Annotated in this window: 12 protein-coding genes; 4 read left to right on the forward strand and 8 right to left on the reverse strand. The window is 63.6% G+C overall.

Annotation, left to right across the window (positions count from 1 at the left end; translation table 11 throughout):
* Nucleotides 1-30: 30 nt before the first annotated feature.
* Nucleotides 31-1,440, forward strand: coding sequence for a cysteine--tRNA ligase (gene cysS, locus ACXWUF_RS04635; RefSeq protein ID WP_458493504.1), 1,410 nt, complete (start codon nt 31-33; stop codon nt 1,438-1,440).
* 46 nt (nt 1,441-1,486) lie between these two features.
* Here cysS and odhB read toward each other — a convergent pair whose 3' ends face one another.
* Nucleotides 1,487-2,785, reverse strand: coding sequence for a 2-oxoglutarate dehydrogenase complex dihydrolipoyllysine-residue succinyltransferase (gene odhB / locus ACXWUF_RS04640; protein WP_458493493.1), 1,299 nt, complete (start codon nt 2,783-2,785; stop codon nt 1,487-1,489).
* A complete protein-coding gene (locus tag ACXWUF_RS04645; RefSeq protein ID WP_458493494.1) occupies nt 2,760-5,615 on the reverse strand; it encodes a 2-oxoglutarate dehydrogenase E1 component in 2,856 nt (951 codons plus the stop codon). The genes odhB and ACXWUF_RS04645 overlap by 26 nt, the downstream gene beginning before the upstream one ends.
* Nucleotides 5,616-6,350: 735 nt before the next feature.
* On the opposite strand from ACXWUF_RS04645, the gene moaA reads away from it, so the two are divergent.
* Complete coding sequence (moaA, locus tag ACXWUF_RS04650; protein WP_458493495.1) at nt 6,351-7,361, forward strand: GTP 3',8-cyclase MoaA; 1,011 nt, start codon at nt 6,351-6,353, stop codon at nt 7,359-7,361.
* A gap of 145 nt (nt 7,362-7,506) precedes the next feature.
* On the opposite strand, the gene ACXWUF_RS04655 is transcribed toward moaA, so the two are convergent.
* From ACXWUF_RS04655 to ACXWUF_RS04670, 4 genes are all read right to left on the reverse strand, one after another.
* Nucleotides 7,507-12,378: a tail fiber domain-containing protein gene (locus ACXWUF_RS04655; RefSeq protein ID WP_458493496.1), complete on the reverse strand. Its 4,872-nt coding sequence runs from the start codon at nt 12,376-12,378 to the stop codon at nt 7,507-7,509.
* Nucleotides 12,379-12,663: 285 nt separating this feature from the next.
* Nucleotides 12,664-14,079: an FAD-dependent oxidoreductase gene (locus ACXWUF_RS04660; protein WP_458493497.1), complete on the reverse strand. Its 1,416-nt coding sequence runs from the start codon at nt 14,077-14,079 to the stop codon at nt 12,664-12,666.
* 423 nt (nt 14,080-14,502) lie between these two features.
* Entirely contained in the window at nt 14,503-16,569 is a 2,067-nt protein-coding gene (locus ACXWUF_RS04665; protein ID WP_458493498.1) for a 2,3-oxidosqualene cyclase, read from the reverse strand.
* A 162-nt stretch (nt 16,570-16,731) separates the two neighbouring features.
* Nucleotides 16,732-17,334 (reverse strand): nuclear transport factor 2 family protein, encoded by a 603-nt coding sequence (locus ACXWUF_RS04670; protein ID WP_458493499.1) that lies wholly within the window; start codon nt 17,332-17,334, stop codon nt 16,732-16,734.
* Between the two features lie 142 nt (nt 17,335-17,476).
* On the opposite strand from ACXWUF_RS04670, the gene ACXWUF_RS04675 reads away from it, so the two are divergent.
* Nucleotides 17,477-19,081 (forward strand): cytochrome P450, encoded by a 1,605-nt coding sequence (locus ACXWUF_RS04675; RefSeq protein ID WP_458493500.1) that lies wholly within the window; start codon nt 17,477-17,479, stop codon nt 19,079-19,081.
* 192 nt (nt 19,082-19,273) lie between these two features.
* A complete protein-coding gene (locus ACXWUF_RS04680; RefSeq protein ID WP_458493501.1) occupies nt 19,274-19,828 on the forward strand; it encodes a HugZ family pyridoxamine 5'-phosphate oxidase in 555 nt (184 codons plus the stop codon).
* Here ACXWUF_RS04680 and mrdA read toward each other — a convergent pair.
* Nucleotides 19,812-21,659, reverse strand: coding sequence for a penicillin-binding protein 2 (gene mrdA, locus ACXWUF_RS04685; RefSeq protein ID WP_458493502.1), 1,848 nt, complete (start codon nt 21,657-21,659; stop codon nt 19,812-19,814). The two genes, ACXWUF_RS04680 and mrdA, sit on opposite strands and share 17 nt — an antisense overlap.
* A gap of 149 nt (nt 21,660-21,808) precedes the next feature.
* Nucleotides 21,809-22,247, reverse strand: a 439-nt coding sequence (gene mreD, locus ACXWUF_RS04690; protein ID WP_458493503.1) for a rod shape-determining protein MreD, incomplete at its 5' end; no start/stop codon positions are given.

Genomic DNA, 22,247 nt, shown 5'->3' on the forward strand with positions numbered 1-22,247 from the left:
CTGAACACGACACTATTCCACCGTAATTCCATGCTGACCATCCACAACACCCTCACCCGCCAGAAAGAAACCTTCACCCCGATTGAGCCGGGCAAGGCCCGCATGTATGTGTGCGGCATGACCGTGTACGACTACTGCCACTTGGGCCATGCCCGCGTCATGGTGGTGTTCGACATGGTGGCCCGCTGGCTGCGGCACTCGGGGTATGAAGTCACCTACGTCCGTAACGTGACCGACATCGACGACAAGATCATCCGGCGGGCCAATGAGAATGGCGAATCCATCGGCGCTTTGACGGGCCACTTCATCGACGCCATGCACGCCGACGAGCGGGCGCTGGGCGTGTTGCCGCCGGACATCGAGCCGCGTGCCACCCAATCCATCGCCGACATGCTGACGATGATCCAGACGCTTATCGACCGGGGTTTGGCCTATGTGGGCGGCAATGGCGACGTGTTCTACGCCGTGTCGAAGTTCGAGGACTACGGCCAATTGTCTGGCAAGAACCTGGACGAACTCCGCGTCGGCGAGCGGGTGAACGTTGACGAGGCCAAGCGCGACCCGCTGGATTTCGTGCTGTGGAAGATGGCGAAACCCGGCGAGCCGTACTGGGAATCGCCCTGGGGCCAGGGGCGCCCCGGCTGGCATATCGAATGCTCGGCGATGTCCACGTGCTGCCTGGGGAATCATTTCGACATCCACGGCGGCGGCATGGACCTGCAATTCCCCCATCACGAGAACGAAATCGCCCAATCGGAAGGCGCGACCGGGGAAAAGTTCGTGAACCTGTGGATGCACAACGGCTTCGTGCGAGTGAACGAGGAGAAGATGTCCAAGTCGCTGGGCAACTTCTTCACGGTGCGGGAAATCCTGGCCCGCTATCGCCCGGAAGCGGTGCGGTTTTTCATCCTCAACAGCCATTACCGCAGCCCGCTGAATTATTGCGATGAGAATCTGGACGAGGCCAACGCGGCGTTGACCCGGTTGTACACGGCGTTGCGCGGACTGGTGTTGCCCCCTCTCCCCCAGGGAGAGGGTTGGGGTGAGGGGGTAAAAGGCTATTTCGACCGCTTCGACGCGGCCATGAACGACGACTTCAATACGCCCGAGGCCGTCGCCGTGCTGTTCGATCTGGCGCGGGAGGTGAACCGGGCGCGGTCGGCGAATCCGGCGGAAGCGGCTGTTTTGGCGGCGGTGTTGAAGGAATTGGGCGGCGTGTTGGGCTTGTTGCAGGCCGACCCGGAAGAGTTCTTGCAGGGCGGCGTCTCCGCCGAAGCGGACGGACTCAGCGCGGAAGCGATTGAAAGCTTGATTCAGCAGCGGCTCGATGCCCGCAAGAATAAGAATTGGGCGGAGGCGGATCGGATTCGCAATGAGTTGAAGGAGCAGGGGATTGTGCTGGAGGACGGGGCGGGTGGGACGACTTGGCGGCGGGAGTGAGCGAAGGACCGACTCGGTTTCAAAAACCGAGTCGGTCTAATTCACCTCAAACGTCCAACAACAACCGCACCGGGTCTTCCAGCAATTCCTTGATGGTGAAGAGGCAAGACACAGCCTCCCGCCCGTCAATAATCCGGTGATCGTAGGACAGCGCCAGATAAATCATCGGGCGGATCACGATCTGCCCATCCTCCACCACGGCCCGCTCCTTGATGGCATGCATCCCCAGGATGGCGCTCTGCGGCGGATTCAAAATCGGCGTCGAAAGCATCGAACCAAAAATACCGCCATTGGTGATGGTGAAGGTGCCGCCGTTCAATTCCTCAAAGGTCAGCTTGCCATCGCGGCCCTTCTGGCCGAATTCGTTGATGGCCTTCTCGATCTCCCCAAAGCCCAGTCCGTCAGCATTGCGCAGCACCGGCACCACCAGCCCGCGTTCACTCGACACGGCGATGCCGATGTCATAGTAATCGTGGTAAACGATGGCGTCGCCTTCCAGCGAGGCATTCAGGACGGGGAAACGCTTCAGCGCCTCCACCGCCGCCTTCACGAAGAACGACATGAAGCCCAGCTTGACCTTGTGGTCCTTCTCGAACTTGGCCCGGTACTGGTTGCGCAGGTCGAAAATCTTTTGCAGGTTCACCTCGTTGAAGGTGGTGAGCGTCGCCGTGGTGCGTTGCGCCTCGATCAGCCGTTCAGCGATGCGGGCGCGCAGCCGGGTCATGGGCACGCGGCGCTCGCCCCGGCTATCCGCTGAGGCAGATGCCGGTTTCGGCGTCGCGGCGGGTTGCGGGCGGGCCGGCGTGGCGGCGGGCGCGGGACTCGGTGCCGGAGCGGCGGTCTGGCGGCTTTGCAGATAGTCCGTGACCACCTGCTTGGTGAGTCGGCCCGCGATGGGGATGTCCGCTGGGTCCAGATTATGTTCCATCAATAAGCGCCGTACCGCCGGGCTGATGGATTGGTTGAACACGGCCCGCTGACCGAGCGGCTGGGTGGCCGGTTCGGCCTGTTCGGCGCTCTCTTGAACGGGTTCGGGGGCGGCGGTCGCAACCAACTCGGGCACCGCCACGGGGGCGGGAATGGACTCCGCCACGGCGGCGGGCTTGGCCTCGGTCTCGATCACGGCCAGCAAGTCGCCGCTGGTGACGATATCCCCCTTGCTGCGGCGGACCTCCTGCAAGATGCCGCTTTCCGGCACCGGCACTTCCAGGACCACCTTGTCGGTTTCAAGGTCCACCAAGTTTTCGTTCTTCCCCACGGCCTCGCCGGGTTTTTTGTGCCAGTCGAGCAGGGTAGCGTCGCTGACGGATTCCGGCAAATCAGGCACTTTGACTTCGATGCGCATGGACTACCTTCACGGATTGTTGTTGGGGCGCGGCGCCGAACAGGGCGTCCTGGACGACTTGTTTTTGCTGTTCGAGATGCCGGTGGAACTGGCCCACGGCGGGCGCGGCGGACATGGGCCTGCCAGCGTAGCCGAGGGTGATGTCTTTTTCGAGCAGGGACAGGAAGCGGTGCTTGATTTGATGCCACGCGCCCTGGTTCTCCGGCTCCTCCTGGCACCAGACCAGTTCCCGCAGATTCGGATAGGCGGACAATTCCCGCCGGAATTCCTCGAAGGGGAACGGATAAAGCTGCTCGATGCGGAGGATGGCGACGTGGTCCAAGTGTTCCTTGCGGCGGGTTTCCACCACGTCGTAGAACACCTTGCCGGAACACAGCACGACGCGGGTGATTTTATCGGGGTCGTGGGGGTCGATCTCGCCGATGAGGTTCTGGAACCGCCCGTCGCTCAGGTCTTCCAGCCGGGACACGGCCAGCTTGTGCCGCAGCAGGCTTTTCGGACTCATGATGACGAGGGGCTTCCGATACGGGCGCACCGCCTGCCGCCGCAGCAGATGGAAAATCTGCGCCGGGGTGGTGGGCACGCAGACCTGAATGTTCTGCTCGGCGCAGAGTTGCAGATAGCGTTCCAGCCGGGCGGAGGAATGTTCCGGCCCCTGGCCTTCGTAGCCATGGGGCAGCAGCATGGTGAGTCCGCACAAGCGGCCCCATTTGGTCTCGCCCGACGCGATGAACTGGTCGATGACCACCTGGGCGTTGTTGGCGAAGTCGCCGAATTGGGCCTCCCAAATCACCAGCGTTTCCGCCTCGGAACTGGCGTAGCCGTATTCGAAACCCAACACGCCCTCCTCCGACAGCAGCGAGTCGTAGATGTGCAAACGGCCCTTGGCTTGCGGCAGATGTTGCAGCGGCACGTAGGAGAAACCGGCCTCCTGGTCGTGCAACACGGCGTGGCGGTGGAAGAAGGTGCCGCGTCCCACGTCCTGGCCGCTGAGCCGGACGTTGTGGCCCTGCGCCAGCAGGGAGGCGTAAGCCAGATTCTCGCCGAAGCCCCAGTCCATGGGGATTTCGCCCTCCGCCATCTTGCGGCGGCTGTCGAGAATCGCGGCGGTGCGGGGATGCAGGGAGAAGTTGTCCGGCACCCGCAGAAGCTGGAGCGCCAGCGCCCGCGCCGTTTCGACCGGCACGCTCGAATCGTAGGCGACGGTCCATTCCTTGCCGAGATAGGGTTCCCAGTTGGTCCGTGGGTAATGGCTGGTTTCCGACACCACCGGGCGGGACACCACCTCGTTGCGCTTGAGGGCGTTCTGGTAGTCCTCCTCCATGCGCTGCTCGTCCTCGCGGGTGATGACGCCCTCCGCGATGAGCGTGTCGGCGTAGAGCTTGCGGATGGGCGGATGCTGGCGGATGTAGCGGTACATCACCGGCTGGGTCACGGCGGGTTCGTCCGCCTCGTTGTGGCCGTGGCGGCGGTAGCAAATCAGGTCGATGACCACGTCCCGGTTGAACTTCATCCGGTAGTCGATGGCCAGCCGGGTGACGAACAGCACGGCTTCCGGGTCGTCGCAATTCACATGGAACACCGGCGCCTGGACCATGTTCGCCACGTCGGTGCAATACAGCGTCGAGCGGGCGTCGAAGGGGTTGCTGGTGGTGAAGCCGATCTGGTTGTTGACCACGATATGGATGGTGCCGCCCGTGGTGTAGGCGCGGGTCTCGGCCATTTGCAGGGTCTCCATGACCACGCCCTGGCCCGCGAAGGCCGCGTCGCCGTGGACCAGCACCGCCAGCACTTCATCCTCGCCATTGCCTTTGCGGCGGTCCTGGCGGGCGCGGACGGAGCCTTCCACCACCGGGCTGATGATTTCCAAATGGGAAGGATTGAACGCCAAGGTCAAATGCAGGGGGCCAGTGGAGGTCTCGATGTCCGACGAGAAGCCCATGTGGTACTTCACGTCGCCGGTGCCGGCATAGGGCGAGGCGCTTTCGTAGTTGCCCTCGAATTCCTGGAACAAGGCGCTGGGCTTCTTGCCGAGGATGTTGACCAGCACGTTCAACCGGCCCCGGTGCGCCATGCCAATCACCAGTTCGCTGGTGCCCTGCTCGCCCGCCCGCTGGATCAGTTCGTCGAGCAGCGGAATCAAGGTTTCCGCGCCCTCCAGGGAGAAGCGCTTCTGCCCCACATACTTGCGGTGCAGGTATTTCTCGATGCCCTCGGCGGCGGTGAGGACTTTCAGCAGCGCTTTCTTCTTTTCGGGGTCCGGGAAAGTCTTGGTCAGGGTGCTTTCCAGCCAATCCTGCACCCACTGCTTAATATCGCTATCGACGATGTGCATATACTCCGCGCCGATACTGCCGCAATAGGTTTGCCGCAGCAGGGCGATGATTTCCCTTAAGGGGAGCTTCATCGAGTTTTGCAGAATGTCGATGTAAAACTCGCGGTCGAGGTCGGTGGCGGTCAGGCCGTAATGGGCCGGGTCCAAATCCTTGAGGGCTGGCGGCGGTGCCAGCTTCAGGGGGTTGTTGTCGGCGGCTTGATGGCCTCGGGTGCGGTACTGGTAGATAAGCTGATCGACCGCCGTTTGCTTGCGGAAAATCTCCTCGATCTCCGCATCGCTGCGGGCGAGCGGGGCTTCCGCCTGCGCTGCCAGGACGGGCGCGAGTTGGGTGCCGAGGGCCGCGTCCTGTTCGATGGCGCGGAATTTTTCCCGCCAGCTGGCATCGACGGACTCGGGATCGTGGAGGAATTGTTCATAGAGGTCTTCGAGAAAACCGACATTGTCTTCGGCGAAGGCCGAGGTTTCTTCGAAAAAGGGTTGGAGCTTGCTCATGGTGCCGTTCCGGGATGTCCGTGCAGTCTTGTCGTGATGTTCTGGAATGCTGTCTCGGCGGCGGGCGGTGCCTGCCTGGCTCGCCCAGGAGACCTCATAATGGAAAGACAAGTTTGTCTTGGGATTTATCTTGCCTCGTGGTAATGACTCGGATTGCGTCGCACGGGAAATGGGGCAAGGTCGGCGGGATAAGACCTGCGCGAATTTCATTGGTTGATGTCGCCCACGGTCTTTTGGAAGCGCCGTCTAGGGGTAATTTTACTTTAGTTTGCGACCGCGCCGAACGAAACTACAAGAAGGCCATGGGGTGAATAATTACCTTTTCCTGAAACACAAAAGACATTAATCGACAATGCAGGTAGGGGAAATATCCGGCCAGCCAGCGCCAGCCCCTTGAGGGCGCGGTGCCGGAAGTCTGTAGGCCGGGCTTTAGCCCGATCCTGTCGCTCCGTTTGCCCCGGCGTCGGGCTAAAGCCCGACCAACACCCTTGGATGGTGAATCAGCGTGTGCGCCTGGAGTCCAAGCTTCAGTTTGGGCGTCTCTCCAAAGGCTGACGCCTTCGTCCGAACCAAAGTTTGGACTCCCGAACCAGAATGGCTTAATTGACCCCGCCGTTCCGCACGCCATCCAAGCCGCCGAGTGGCGGGGCTATGCTATTCCCGACCAAAACGCTTGGATGTTCGCCGCCCCCATGGGAGAATCCGGGTAGCGATTGACATAAATCCTCTCCCCCTATGAACGCTAGCCACACCGCTTCCGCTTCCCTGATCGACCGCTTCGGGCGGCGCGTCAACTATGTCCGCCTGTCCATCACCGACCGCTGCGACTTCCGCTGCGTGTACTGCATGAGCGAGGACATGGAATTCCTGCCCCGCGCCCAAATCCTGACGCTGGAAGAAATCTTCGCCACCGCCCGCGCCTTCGTCGAGCTGGGCGTGGACAAAATCCGCGTCACGGGCGGGGAGCCGCTGGTGCGGCGGGGCGCCGTGGATTTGCTGCGGCAAATCGGCGGGCTGCAAGGCTTGCGGGAGCTGGTGCTGACCACCAACGGCTCGCAACTGGAAAAGACCGCCGCCGAACTCAAAGCCGCCGGGGTCAAGCGGATCAACATCAGCCTGGATTCACTGGACGCGGGCCGGTTCCGGCGGATGACCCGGATCGGCGACTTGGGGCAGGTGTTGCGGGGAATCGACGCGGCGCTGGCGGCGGGGTTCGAGCGGATCAAGCTGAACGCCGTGGTGTTGAAGAACCGCAATCACGACGAAGTGGCCGACTTGGTGGCCTACGCGACGGCCAAGAAGATCGACATCAGCTTCATCGAGGAAATGCCCTTGGGGCTGGTGGGCGACCACGACCGGGCCGAGCAATATTATTCCAGCGACGCCATCCGCCGGGACTTGGAGCAGCATTTCGATTTGCTCCCCAGCACCGAATCCACCGGCGGGCCGTCCCGTTATTTCCGGGTGGCGGGCACCGATACGCGGGTCGGCTTCATTTCGCCCCACAGCCACAATTTCTGCGGCACCTGCAACCGGGTCCGCGTCACCGCCGAGGGCCGCTTGCTGCTGTGCCTGGGCAACGAGCATTCCGTGGATTTAAAGCGGGTGCTTAGGGCCAATCCCGACGACACGGGCAAGCTCCAGCAGGCCATCGTCGAAGCCATGGCCCTCAAGCCGGAGCGCCATCATTTCGACATTAAGGCCCAGCCGGTCATTTTCCGGCACATGAACGCGACCGGCGGGTGAGCTTGGTGGGAATGTGGGCGGGATCGTGGGAGCGGGCTTCAGCCCGCGACAGCCTTGCCGCTTCGTGGGCTGAAGCCCACTCCCACCGTTCACGCTTGATCCGCCCGCGACAGCTTTAAAGGCCCACGCCTACCCTGACAGATATTCACCGCGCCGTATAAAGGAACTGCGCCTCCACCCGCTGCAAGCGCTCGGCCACCCGCTGGTTTTCCCTCCGCATCGCGGCGATTTCGTCCCGTTGCGACTGGATCAACCGGCGTTGTTCCTCGGCCAGCTTGCGCTGCTCCTCCACCAGCTTGTACAAGCCCTGAATCGCCGCCAGGGCCACGCCGTCGGCGTCCACGGTGGCGATGGTTTTGTCGTTCTCGCCCAACTGGAAGGCGGCGCGGAAGTCCTGGGCCATGGGGCCGATGTGGCGGATGTCGTCCGCCTGGGTCTTGTAGTTCCAGGTCTGCATGGGCAGGGCGGCGACTTTTTCCAGCACTTGCCGGCCATCCACCGGGGCGAGGTTCTCCTTGGCGTTGCGGTCGCTGAGGGATGTCCAGGTGCCGGAGCCGGCGCTTAGCTGGACGCCAGCGGTGGGAATCCCGGAGATGCCATCTATGGCGGTGACCAGTCGCACCCCGCCGGTCGCTCGCACCGAGAACTCATTGGCGGCGGTGGAGCTGAACGCGATGTCGTCGGTATCTGCCCACACGAACGCGCCGTTGTGCTGCGCCTGGGCCTGGAATCCGGCAGCGAAGCTCCAAACGCCGCTGGCGGTGTTGGACGAGCCGCCCGCGACGATGCTGCTGTTACCGCTAGCGGTGTTGTTACTCCCACCTGCCACAACGCTGGTGTCCCCGCTGGCGGCGTTGTTAACCCCCCCCACCACAACGCTGTTGATTCCGCTGGCAGTGTTGATGACTCCGCCCGCGACCGTGCTTTTATCTCCGCTGGCGGTGTTGTGGTACCCGCCCGCGACCGTGCTTTCCCGTCCGCTGGCGGTGTTATCGGCTCCGCCCGCGACCGTGGCGTTGTTCCTATCCGCCGTGGTTCCGCCGTTGTCGCCCGCCCGGTTGCCGCTGCCGCCGCCCACCGTGCCGAAATCGTCCGTGATACGGTTGATGCTGTCGGACCGGCCACCGCCCCCGACGACGGCGCCCTTGACCCCAGCGACGACGGTGTTCCCGGCATGCCCGCCGATGAGGTTGGGCGCGTCCCCAGCCACCCCGTCGTGGGTAAATCGCAAGACCGGCTCGTTGTTGACCTTGACGACCAGCGGGTTAAGGTTGTCGGTGGTGCCGATGAACTGAGCGGCATTGCTGGCGTTGCCGGCCAGGCTCCAAGCGCTGTTGGCTTGCCAGGTGCCGTTGCCGCTTGCGTCGGATGTCAGCACCCTGCCCGCGCCGGGGGTGCCCGCGTTGGGCAGGCTCAGGAAGGGCGTCACCAGCCGCACCCCGCCGCTGGCCCGCACCGAGAACTCATTGGCGGCGGTGGAGGCGAACCATTCCCCGGCATTATCCGCCCATACGAAGGCGCTGCTGTGCTGTGCTTGGGCCTGCCGTCCGGCGGCGAAGCTCCGCATGCCGCTGGCGGTGTTGTGGTGCCCGCCCCCGACCGTGCTCGTGGCGCCGCTGGCGGTGTTGCCGAGTCCGCCCGCGACCGTGGCGTGGTTCCTATCCGTCGTGGTTCCGCCGTTGTCGCCCGCCCGGTTGCCGCTGCCGCCGCCCACCGCGCCGAAGTCGTCCGTGACGAGATTGAATGCGTTGGTCAGGCCGCCGCCCCCGACGACGGCGCCCCTCACCCCGGCGACGACGGTGTTCCCGGCATGCCCGCCGATGAGATTGGGCGCGTCCCCGGCCACACCGTCATGGGCGAACCGCAAGACCGTCTCGTTATCGATCTTGAGGACCAGCGGATGGGCATTGTCGGTGGTGCCGATGAAGGCGGCGGGGCCGCTGGCGTTGCCGGCCAGGCTCCAGCCGCTGGCGGCTTGCCAGGTGGCGTTGCCGCTTGCGTCGGAGGTCAGCACCTGGCCCGCGCTGGGGAAGCCGCTGATCAGCCTTAAACTTGAGAAACTACCCGCCGCAGGCGTGAAGCTGCCGATGGGCGTGCCATCAATTAAGCCACCGAAAAGGGTTAGGTTATTCGCTATCTGGGTGTCGCTCAGGGTGCCAAAGATGTCGGCGGCGGGGATCGTGTCTCTGGCCAGGACCGGCCCGGTGCCGGTGCCGACCAGATAGCCGGTCAGGCTGGTGGCGCCGGTGCCGCCGTTGGCGACCGGCACCGTGCCCAGGCCGAGGGCCGGGGCGGTGGTGCCGTTGGCGACCGTCAGCGGGGCGCTGGCGGTCACCGAGGCGATGCCGGTAGCGGGAGCCTGCCAGGTGCCGTTGCCGGCGGCGTCGGAGGTCAGCACCTTGCCCGCGCCGGGGGTGCCCGTGCCGGGCAGGCTCAGGGAGGGCGTCACCAGCCGCACCCCGCCGCTGGCGCGCACCGAGAACTCATTGGCGGCGGTGGAGGCGAACGGGCCGCCGGAACCATCCGCCCACACGAACGCGCCGTCGTGTTGCGCCTGGGCTTGCTGCCCGGCGGCGAAGCTCCAAGTGCCGCTGGCGGTGTTTTGAGTCCCGCCCGCCACCATGCTGGCGGCACCGCTGGCGGTGTTGGTGTCGCCGCCCGCCACGACGCTGTAGGTTCCGTCGGCGGTGTTGTGGTACCCGCCTCCGACCGTGCTCATGGTGTCGCTGGCGGTGTTGCCGAATCCGCCCGCGACCGTGGCGTGGTTCCTATCCGTCGTGGTTCCGCCGTTGTCGCCCGCCCGGTTGCCGCTGCCGCCGCCCACTGCGCCGAAGTCGTCCGTGACGAGATTGGCTAAACCGGCCAAGCCGCCGCCACCGATGAAAGCGCCCCTCACCGCTGGCGGAGCGTTGTTCCCGGAGTATCCGCCGACGAGGTTGGGCGCGTCCCCGGCCACACCGTCATGGGCGAACCGCAGGGCCGACTCGTTGTTGACCTTGATGACCAACGGATGGCTGTTGTCGGTGGTGCCGATGAAAGCGGCCGGGCCGCTGGCGTTGCCGGCCAGGCCCCAGCCGTCGGCGGCGGGTTGCCAGGTGGCGTTGCCGGAAGCGTCGGAGGTGAGCACCTTGCCCGCAGCGGGGTCGCCGCCGGTCACCTTCAGGGTGGTGAAGGCGCCCGCCGCCGGGGTGGTGCCGCCGATGGGCGTGGCGTCGATGCTGCCGCCGCCGAGGGTCAGACTGTCCGCCACCTGGGCGTCGGTTAGGGTGCCGCCGATGTCCGTGGCGGGGATGGTCGCCGAAGCCGTGACCGGCCCGGTGCCGGTGCCGACCAGATAGCCCGTCAGGCTGGTGGCGCCGGTGCCGCCGTTGGCGACCGGCACGGTGCCCAAGCTGATGGCCGGGGCGGTGGTGCCGTTGGCGACCGACAGCGGAGCGCTGGCGGTCACCGAGGCGATGCCGCTGGCCGGGGCCTGCCAAGTGCCCTTGCCGGCGGCGTCGGAGGTCAACACCTTGCCCGCACCGGGGTTGCCCGCCGTGGGCAGATTCAAAGAGGGCGTCACCAGCCGCACCCCGCCGCTGGCGCGCACCGAGAATTCATGGTCGGCGGTGGAGGCGAACGGGTCGCCGGAACCATCCGCCCACACGAACGCGGCCTGATGTTCCGCCCGAGCTTGCTGGCCGGCGGCGAAGCTGCCGAAGCCGCTGGCGATGTTGTTGGACCCGCCCGGCACGGTACTCAAGAAGCCGCTGGCGGTGTTGTCGGCCCCGCCCGCAACGGTGCTTGCCCTGCCGCTGGCGGTGTTGTCCGTCCCGCCCGCGACGGTGCTGTAGGTGCTATCGGTCGTGGTTCCGCCGTGGTCGCCCGCCCGGTTGTGCAGGCCGCCGCCCACCGTGCCGAAATCATCCGTGACGAGGTTGGTAGCGTTGTTACTCCCGACCAATAAGCCGCCACCGCCGATGACCGCGCCCTTCGCCCCGCTCGTGACGGTATTCCCCGCATGACCGCCGATCAGGTTGGGCGGGTCTCCGGCCACGCCGTCGTGGGTGAAGCGCAGAGCCGCTTCGTTGTTGACCTTGATGGCCAGCGGGTTAAGGTTGTCGGTGGTGCCGATGAACTGGCTGGCGTCGCTGGCGTTACCGATGAGGCTCCAGCCGTTGCTGGCGGGAAGTTGCCAACTGGCGGTGCCATCCGCGTCGGAGGTCAGCACTCTGCCCAAGGTGGGGCTACCACCAAGCACTTTCAGGCTGATAAAGCTGCCCGTCTCCGCCGCGAAGCTACCGCTCGCGTCGCGCTTGACCAGCGTGTGCGGCGTGTTGGTGGCGGTGGCGGCAGTGACGGCCTGCTCGGCGGCGTGAATATTGGCGGCGCTGGAGCCGCCCACCTGAGTCACTACGGTGGCCCCTTGGCTGCCGGTGATGTCGCCGCTCAGTGCGCCAGTGAAATTGACCGCGCTGCCCGCCAACTGGATGTCCAGATAGGCGGGATGGCTGGTTTGGATGGACTCCTTGCTGTCGAAGCTGAGCGCGGCGGTGGGCGTGTCCGGGGCGGGGTCTAGGGCTAGTTCGAGGGTGGCTCCCGCCGGATTGAAGGCGCTTTGCGCCAGGGTGGTCACATCCACCAAGTAATAAGTGTTGGCCTTCGCAATCGTGCCGCTGGTGGCGGGCGTCCCGGTGAAGGCGAGTGGGGTAGCGGCGGTGGCGGTGGCCTCGCTCCAGGGCGTGGCGGCGTCGATGGCCCGGATTCTCAGTTGACCCGTGGCGGGGACGCTCTTGGTGAAGAACACCAGCGTGGCGCGGGTGATGTCGCTGGGGAGGGTGTTGATGGGCAGGGCGGACAGGTCGAAGCGCAATAACCCTTTGGCGGCGGGGCCGATGCTGATGGTGGGCGAGCTGCCGACATTGCCGGGGGCAAGGTGAGCGTCGGCGATGACAGGCGCCGTGATCGCCTGGGCGGATAAGGGGAAGGCGCCGGTCAGCAGCAGGGCCGCTGTGAGGGGAGTCAGGCGTGTGTTCATGGGGTTTCTCACTTTATGGTTGTTGTTTGGCGCGAAGTAACCGGCTCGCCACACAGCCATTAGAGCTAGCCAAATCCCGGAATACAAGGCAACTTTTACCTTGCATCTTCGCGGCGCACCGGAAGTGAGGAGAAATTTTCAGCCCCGCCAGGTAAGGCGCAAGGCAGGCCTTGCGCTCCCGCCCCCGCGTTGGCTGAACTTCATGGCTAATCAGGAAACAGAAAAGCCGCACCCGAATCCCCGCCGACGCAGGGGTTCAAGCGCGGCCATCAATCAGGCGGCGGCTTAGCCCAGCCGTTGCACGAGCGCCGCCCGCTGGAACGCGAAGCTCTTGGACAGGAACATGAGGACGCCCCGTCCCCAGACATTCAGCCCATGGCTCTTGATCCAAGTCGGCAACAGGCGCAGGGCGTGGGAGGCCACCACCAGATATTGGGTGGCGAGGGACAGAATGCTGCTATCCAGCGTGGACAACAGCGCCATGGAGCGCTGCCGCCCGACCGGGCTGGAACGCCAGTAGGAGAAGATGCATTGGCTGAGCAGCAGGGCTTCCGGCGTCTCGGCCAGGAAGGCTTCCCGCAGTTCTTCCGCCAGGGTGCGGCGGGTCAATTGCAAGCGGCCACAGACGCGGGCGTATTGGCGCAGGGCGGCGGGCACGTCGAGCTGGTTGTCGCGCAGGGCGTCCCGCAGCACGAAGGCGTCCTTCACGGCGGCGGTGATGCCGGAGGCGGTGAGCGGATGGCAGCAGCCCCGCGCATCGCCGATCAGGGCCAGATTGGCCTTGACGCTTAACTCCGGGACGATGCAGTAATTGGCGGCGGCGAGGGGCTTGCCCGCCGCCAGTTCCGCCTCGACATCCGCCCTGAAATCCGCCGGGAAGGCTTGCAGGTGGGTGCGGATCGACTCGTCCGAATCGGCGCCCTTCAACACCTCGAACATCACCCGCGCCCGGCCCTCGCCGATGGCGTAGGCATAGGACACGCCCGCCGGATTTAGGAAGATGTTGCCGAAGCCCTTGTTGGGCAGGCGCGTGTCGTCCACCTCCACGCCCATCATCCCGGAATAGCGCTGGGTGGCGTGGGCAATGCCCGTCATCTTCCGCACCTGGGACATGGGACCATCGGCGCCCAGAATCAGCCGCGCCTCGATCCGGCTGGTTTCGCCGTTCTCATCCCGCACCACGGCGGCGTAGGGCTGGCCCGGCTCGGCGTCCATGCTCACCACCCGCGCGCCCATACGCACGCTGACGCCCGCAAACCCCTGGACCGTATCGAGCAGGCGCTTTTTCAACAGGCTGTGCTCGATGGCGAGTCCGTGGGGGTGGCGGCCATGGATTTCGCCATAGGGCAGCACCACCGGGTCGGTTTGCTCCTGGCCGAAGGGGAAGACCGCGAAGCCCTGGACCGCCGCGCCCAGGCCCGCGTCCTCATTCAGCAAACCCAACTGGTAAAGGCCGTCAATGCCGGGCGGGTGGACCAACTCGCCCGCCAAGCGCCTGCCGTGGGCGCTGCCCGGCTCGACGATAAGAATCCGCATCCCCAGTTGCGACAGCGCCGCCGCCGCCGCCGCCCCGGCAATGCCGCCACCGATGACCAAGACATCCACGTTCTCGGTGTTGAGCTTGTTTTCTTGCATGGTCGATTCCTCTGGATTCCCCGGATACTCAAAGCCGGTCAGGTTGTTGCTGATAAACTCGTTCAAAAATCCCCCTTGTCATCGTTATGTAAATACAAAACCTAAATAAAGCTAGGGTGGGCACGTCCCCATGCCCACCGACTTTTGTTATGCCCGCCTAGCCATGACTGGGCGGGCATGTATTCTGGTGGGCATGGGGACATGTCCACCCCATGCGGATTCCCGATACCATTTTTTGGAGCCTCGGGCAAAACAGACGGATAACATCCTTTGGAGGGAGGTTATCCGTTTTCAAGGAAACCCGGAGATTCCCAAATTATAGGTATTCTGGCGAACTATCCCGCGTTCCCCAATACCGTTTTAGGGGACAGCGTATTCACTCAGCGGGTATGCGAAAACCTAGTCATTCGTAGGGTGGGTTGGGCGCACACGGCGAAAGGCTTGCGAATTCTTTGAAGATTCGCTGTGCGCCGTAACCCACCATGCCGGTTATTGACGGACGCCCCCCGTCAGCCGCGCATAGCGGGCCAGCGCCCACGTCGGGAAATACGTGTGGTACAGGCGATAATCCAGCATGGCGGCGCCGAAGAAAACCCCGTTCACCGCCCGCTTCGGCCAATCGCCGTCGGCCTGTTGTTGATCCATCAGCCATTCGAACCCACGCGCCACGGCGGGATGGTCGGGCGGCACCATATCCAAAAGCGCCAGCAGCGCCCAAGCGGTCATCACCGGCTGACTCTGTGAATGCTCGACGTAGTGGCCCACCAAGCAACTGGAATAATGCTCGCCCCAGCCGCCGTCGGCCCGTTGCTTGCCGATGAGCCAGCGGGCGGCGGCTTGCAGCGCCGGATCATCCGCCGGGACGCCCGCCGTCCGCAGCCCCTTCGCCACATGGAAGATCGCGTAGGTGTAATTGATGCCCCAGAAGCCCGGCCAGGAGCCGTCGGCCAATTGGGCTTGGCGCAGCAGGGCGATGGCTTGGGTGATCGCGGTGCCGATCTCGCCGCCAGTGAAGTCGGGATGGTGCTTCCGGTAATGGCTGAGCGCCGCCAGAGACGAGGCGGTGCATTCAAGATAGGAAAGCTCGGTCATGCACTGGCCGAACATTTCCGAGGGGTTAATCATTTCCAGCAGCTTGCCCGCCCGACGCCGCTCGTAGGTGCCGAAACCGCCATCGGCGTTCCGCCGCGACAGGATGAAACGCACGGCGGATTGCAGGCGTTCCGCCGGGAAGGGTTGGGCGATGGGAAAATCGTCGGGGCGCTCGTAGAGGAGGAGCAGGGCGCTCAAGGCTTCGGCGGTGCAATCGCTGACCGGCCAGCGGTGCTGCCCGTCGGAGAAACACCAGCCACCCACGGACCTATCCCGCCACGCGGCCTGATAATCGGGCAATTCCTCGGTGGCCTGCACCCGTTCCAAAAAGCCGTGGGCGTTTGCCACGGCTGGCGGCGCATCGTCCACCACGTCCGGCGCTTCCGCCAGGGCTTGCAGGGCAAAGGCGGTGTCCCAGGTGTTGGAGCGGGCGCCCACGTAGCGGATGCCTTCCTCATCGTCGGTCCAGCGCCAGGCTTCCGCGCCTTCCAGGCTGGGCTTTAATTCCGGGTGGTTCTGGTCGTGGGCGAAAATCGCGAGGCAATTCAGCAAGCCGTTGACCGGGGAAACGCCCTGATAGCGGGTGGCCTGCTGCTCGTAAACGATGCGCTCGAAACAGGCGGCCAGCCCTTTGCGGCGCGGACCCGCGAGGGGGGATCGCTCGTAAGCGGCCAGCAAGTCATAGATGGCCCGCAGCACCGGACTGATGGGCACGTACACATCGCCGGGCGCGAGGCTGTGGCGCAGGGCGGCGAAGTTAATGGATTCGTAAGGCTCTGGGTAAAGCTCCCGGCGGAGTTCATCGCGCAGGCCATGCGGCAGCGTCGCGACGAACCGCACGCCGAACAGATAGGCAATCCCCAGATAAATCAGCCGGGTGTGGCAATAGAAGCGGCGCGGGTGGAACGGCAGCCATTCCGGCAGGATGAACAACTCGGGCGGGATGGAGTTCAGCCCCTGGTATTCGTACAGCCCCAGCATCGCCAGCCAGAACTTGCCCCAGGTGGGAATGCCCTTCACGCCGCCGGGCTGGGCGTCGAGCCAGGCGCGGGCTTGGGTCGGCATCGCGGCGTCGGCGGGTTCGCCCAAAAAGCGCAACGCCACGTAGGCCAGCGTCGTGAAGAACACATAGCCGGGCGATTCGGAGTGCATTCCCCAAGAGCCGTCGGCGCTTTGGTAATACTTGAAATGCCGGATGATGTCCGCCCGCTCTGCCGCTGAATAGGGTGCCCCGACCACGGTGCGGACGATCACCGCCTGGGCCAAAATCATGACGCACCAGACCATTTCGCCTTCCCAGTCGCCGCCCGGCTTTTGCACGGCCAGCAAGCGGCGCAGGGCGCGGCGGGCCGATTCGGTGAGGCGGGATACGGGGGGGGCTTCCGAACCGGCATCCTTGCCCGAGAAAGCGTCGTGTTGATGTATCAAGCTATTTTTGTTCTTGAGGTGGTTGGCTTCGGCCACTCGCGGGGCGGCGCAAAGCCATGATGAAAAGAGCGAGGCAAGCCCGGTTCAAAGTTCCATGAGGCCCGGGGGCCACCCAGCGAAGCGCGGTCATTGTGCGGGAAAGCCGTCCAGCCGTCCAGTTTTTCCCAATTAAACCATAAGGTTACGAGTCAGAACGTTTCAGGCTCCGAACAGCGCGATGCGTATCATGGACAAAATGCCCTGTGCCCGCCTGGCGAGGCTGGGGCTGTCCGCAATGGGATACACGCCCGGCAAAGCCTGGCCTTTCGCCAGTTTGCTCAAGCGCTGTTTAACGGGGGCTTCCAGCTTGCCGTCCGCCGCCAGCTCCATGAACATGGCCTTCACGTTGCCCAGGTCGAAAAAGTCCCGCTGCCAGCACCACTGATAATTCCCGCCATAGCGAAACCACGAGCCGCCCACGCCGGCCACCTCGTAATCGCTGCCATCGGCCCGCTTGACCGGCGCGACTTGCCGCCATATCCCGATGACCTCGCCCTGCTTCTCGTCGATGAGGATTTTCTCGTAGGGGTAGCGCCATTTCTCGAAGCCTTCCATGTGGACGCCCAGCGCCCATTCTTCGATTTCTTTTCTACCCTTGGCGATGAATTCCCGATTCGGCCCCATATTCCAGCTATATTCCGCGTCCTCGGTATACATGGCACCGAGATTCTTAATCCAATCCCCTTCCTGCTCCGATTGCTTATTCGCCGCCAGCCAGCGGGATACCATTTCTTCTAGTTCGGCGCGGTTATATTCGGACATGAAATATTCCTAAATTCAATGATAGGGATAGTTAATAATATTGACGAAAAACAACATGCGATGTGGGCGCAAATCACGCCGCGATGATACCATCCTTCCCTTTTTCCCCGCAGCCACTTTCGCCCGGTATTGGAGCAAATCAATGGGTCACGATAATTACAAAGAGCCGCCGAAACTCCCCGGCGGGCTTCCCCTGGTCGGACATATCCCGCAGTTCGGCAAGAACCCCCACGCCTTCATGATGCGGCTGCGGCAGCAACTCGGCGATGTGGCCGAGTTCAAATTCTTCCACCAAAACATGGTGTTGTTGACCGGACCCGAGGCCAGCGAAGCCTTCTACCGCGCCCCCGACGACGTGCTGGACCAGGCACCCGCCTACAAGCTGATGACGCCGATTTTCGGCAAGGGCGTGGTGTTCGACGCGCCCATCCCCAAAAAGAACCAGCAATTGCAAATGCTCATGCCGGCCCTGCGGGATAAGCCCATGCGGACCTATTCCGACGTGATCGTCGGCGAGGTGCTAGGCATGGTGAAGGATTGGGGCGAGGCGGGGCAGGTCGATCTGCTGGAATTCACCAAGGAACTGACCATCTACACCGCCAGCCATTGCTTGCTCGGCTCCGAATTCCGCCACGAACTCAGCGCCGAATTCGCCGAGGTCTACCACGACCTGGAACGCAGCCTGCAACCCATCGCCTACGTGTTCCCCAACCTGCCCTTGCCCGCGTTCAAGCGCCGCGACCGGGCGCGGATCAAGCTGCACGGCATGGTCGAGCAAATCATGGCGAAGCGTGCCCAATCCGCCGAGAAAAGCACCAACGTCTTCCAAATGCTCATCGACGCCAGCTACGAGGACGGCAGCAAGCTCAGCTCCCACGAAATCACCGGGATGCTCACCGCCGCCGTGTTCGCCGGGCACCACACCAGCTCCGGCACCGCCGCCTGGGTATTGATCGAGTTATTGAGAAACCCCGAGGAACTGCGAAAAGTCGTCGCGGAATTGGACGAGTTATTCGGCACCGATGGGAAAGTCACCTTCGAATCATTGCGGCAAATACCCCGGCTTGAAAATGTCATCAAGGAAGTATTGCGCCTGCATCCGCCGTTGATTCTGTTGATGCGGAAAGTGATGAAGGATTTTCACGTCAAGGATTATGTCATCAAGGCGGGAAAATTCGTCTGCGCCGCGCCGTCGGTTTCCCACAGAATCCCCGAATTATTCACCGATCCTGAGAAATTCGATCCCGACCGTTATTCTTCCGAACGGGCCGAGGATAAAAACCAATATGGCTGGCAAGCCTTCGGCGGCGGGCGGCATAAATGTTCCGGCAACGCCTTTGCTTTATTTCAGCTAAAAGCCATTTTCTGCGTGCTGCTGCGGGAGTATGAATTTGAATTGGTCAACCCGGCGGAGAGCTATCGGGACGATTATACGAAAATGGTGGTGGAACCCGGTTCGCCGTGCCCGATTCGTTACCGGCGGCGGCAGGCCCGTGATTTGGAGATGGTTCAATCTGGCGCCGAAAACGGGGTAATCGAGGCCGTTAGCGGGAAGTTCCGAATCGCTGTCGATTGGGATTTATGCAAGGGCCACGCGAATTGCATGTCGGAAGCGCCGGAGATATTCCATGTCGATGAAACTGGGAAACTCACGGTGCTGGATGATAACCCGCCGGAAGAATTAATCGCGAAGGCGCGGGCGGCGGAGAAATATTGTCCGAGTGGGGCCGTCAAGGTTATCGAGTAAATCAAATACTGATCGTTTTAGGCGATTTCCATGAAAAGACATACCTGTAGGATGGGTAGAGCGGAGCGAAACCCATCACCCTGGGTCCGGCTCGATGGGTTTCGCGAGTACGCTCTACCCATCCTACATCCAGATCAACGGTGACAAGCATTTTCGGAAATCACCTTAAAGAAACCGCGCCACGAGGAAACCATGACCAACACGCCTAAACCAACCCTCGAAGAAGTCCTGCCCGAAGCCCGTGCGTTCCACCGGGCTTTCAATTCACTCATGCTGGCGACCGCCGACGCGGCGGGCCGGCCCTACGCCAGCTACGCGGTGCATGTCGCCGACGAGTGGGGGCGCTTCCACATCTACATCAGCGAACTGGCCGCCCACACGGGCCATCTGCGGGCGCGGGATAGGGCCAGCGTCCTGTTCATCGAGGACGAGAGCCAAGCCAATCACCTATTCGCCCGCCAGCGATTGACCTGCGATTGCCGGGCGGAATGGATGCCTCGCGACACGCCCGCTTGGCATGAAGCGATGGACCGCTTCGTGGCAAAACACGGCAAGTTCATGGAGATGCTGAAAGGCTTGGCGGATTTCCAATTGTTCCGGCTGGTGCCGGAGACGGCGGTGTATGTGCGGGGCTTCGGGCAGGCGTATGAACTGAGCGGCGAGCAATTGAGTGAAATCCGCCACATCAACGGCCAGGGCCACCGGCCAACCCAGCAGGGCGCGGCGGCGCTTAAGGCCGATCCTTGAGGTACTGATTCATCAAGGCGCGGGCGATGGGCGCGGCCACCGAGCCGCCGTGTCCGCCATGCTCGGCGATGACCACGACGGCGATGCGCGGCTCCTCCGCCGGGGCGAAGCCCACGAACCAGGCGTGGTCGCGCATGGATTTCTTGATGTTCATCTTGCTGTATTCCTGGCCCTGCCCGACCGTGAACACCTGGGCCGTGCCGGTCTTGCCCGCGATGTGATAGCGCAGCCCCGGCGCGATTCCCTTGGCCGTGCCCTTCTGGCTGTGGACCACGTCGATCATGGCGTTCACGACGGCCTGCCAGCGCCGGTCGTCGAGCTTGCCCAGCGGCTCGTCGCCCTGGCGCGGGTAAGGATTCTCCACCTCGTAAGCCGCCTTGAGGCTGCTGACCAAACGCGGCTCCACATTGCGGCCATGGTTCGCCAGCATGGCGACGGCGCGGGCCAGTTGCAGCGGCGTGGCCTGCACCGAGCCTTGGCCGATGCCCGCGATGAGGGTTTCGCCCGGTTGCCAAGGGGTTTTGCGGCGCTTGCGTTTCCATTCTTGATTGGGGAACAGCCCGGATTTCTCGCCTTCGAGGTCGATGCCGGTGCGCTGCCCGAAGCCGAACTTCGCCATGTACTCTTGCAGGCGGTCGATGCCGATGCGGTGGGCGAGGTCGTAGAAATACACGTCGCAGGATTGGACGATGGCGAGGTGCATGTCGGTGGTGCCATGCCCACCCTTTCGCCAGTCGCGGAATTTATGCTCGGAACCGGGCAGGCGATAATAGCCGGGGCAGTACACCCGCTGGTCGGCGGTGAGCTTGATGGTTTCCATCCCCGCCAGGGCCACGAACGGCTTGACCGTGGAGCCGGGCGGATAAATGCCCCGCAGGGCGCGGTCGTAGAGCGGCTTCTCCAGGGCTTTCTGTAGGACGTCGTAGGCCTCCTTGCCGATGCCGTGGATGAACGGGTTCGGATCGAAGCTGGGATTGCTCGCCAGGGCCAACACCTTGCCGCTGGGGGGGTCGATGGCGACCACCGCGCCGCTGTATTCGCCCAGGGCGTCCAGGGCGATCTTCTGCAAGCGGATGTCCAGCGACAAATAAAGATCGGCCCCGGACAGCGGGTCCGTGGTGCCGAGTTCCCGGATGGCGCGGCCCGAGACATTGGTCTCGTATTCCGCGTAGCCGGTGCGGCCATGCAGCACGGCTTCGTAGCTTTTCTCGACGCCGCTCTTGCCGATGTGGTAGGTGCCCCGGTATTGGGCCGGGTCCAGGGATTGCAGTTCGGACTCGCTGATTCGGCCCACGTAGCCCACGACGTGCGCGGTCAGGTAGCCGTAGGGGTAGGTCCGCATCAAGCGCTTGCGGATTTCGACGCCGGGGAACCAGGGCATCTTCACGGCGAAGCGGGCGATTTCCGCCTCGCTGAGTTCCAGCTTGAGGGGCACGCTCTCGAAGCTTTTGCGCTGGCTTTTCTGGGCCTGGAAACGGGCGATGTCCTCGTCGGTGAGGCTGAGCAACTCGCGCAGCCCGTTCAGCGTGCCGGGCAAGTCTTTCGCCTCTTCCGGGATGACTTCCAGGCTGTAGGTGGCGATGTTGTCCGCCAGCACCTCGCCGTTGCGGTCGAAGATCAAGCCACGGGAGGGCGCCAGCGGGGAAATCTTGACCTGGTTGTCGCGGGACAGGTTGGTGTAAAGCTCGTGCCCCATGACCTGTAGATAAACCAGCCGGACCACCAGCGCCAGCGTCGCCACCAGCATGAAGATGACGCTGGCGACCACGCGGTTCAGGAACAGCCGGTTTTCCTGGAAGAAGTTGTCCTTGAAGGTGAAATTGCGGCTCACGGGGGTTGAACCGCCATCCTACAGCCGTAGGTCGGGCATGTACTCATGCCCGACGCCGCGACTCACCCCTGGAAGTCGGGCATGGGAATACATGCCCGACCTACGGTCGCTCCATGATTCGAATGTGTTCGCCACCGCGTTTCCCGGCATCAAAAGATGTGATGGCCGCGCCGCAGCCGCCGCAGGATCACCAGCACCGGGGGCCACGCCAGGGCGCCGCTCAGGGATGGCAGCCAATAAGTCCAGCCCATGGCGTCGGCGTCCTTGACGTTCTGGGTCCACAGCACCAGCAATTGGCTGATGAACAGGAACAGCAGCACCCACAGGGATTGCTGCGGCAAGGGATACAGCCGCAGGCGGCGATACCAGCGGAGAATCAGATAGGCGATGACCGAATAGGCCAGGGCGTGCTGGCCCAGCATCCGCCCGGTCAGCACGTCGGCGAACAGCCCCGTCAGCCAGGCCGTGCCCACGCCCACCCGCTCCGGTATCGCCAGAATCCAGTAAATCAGGAACAGGGCGATCCAATCGGGGTTCCACATCGCCCACGGCGACGGCAGGGGCAGGATGCGCAAGGCCATCGCCAAC

This window comes from Methylomagnum sp. (assembly GCF_054333355.1).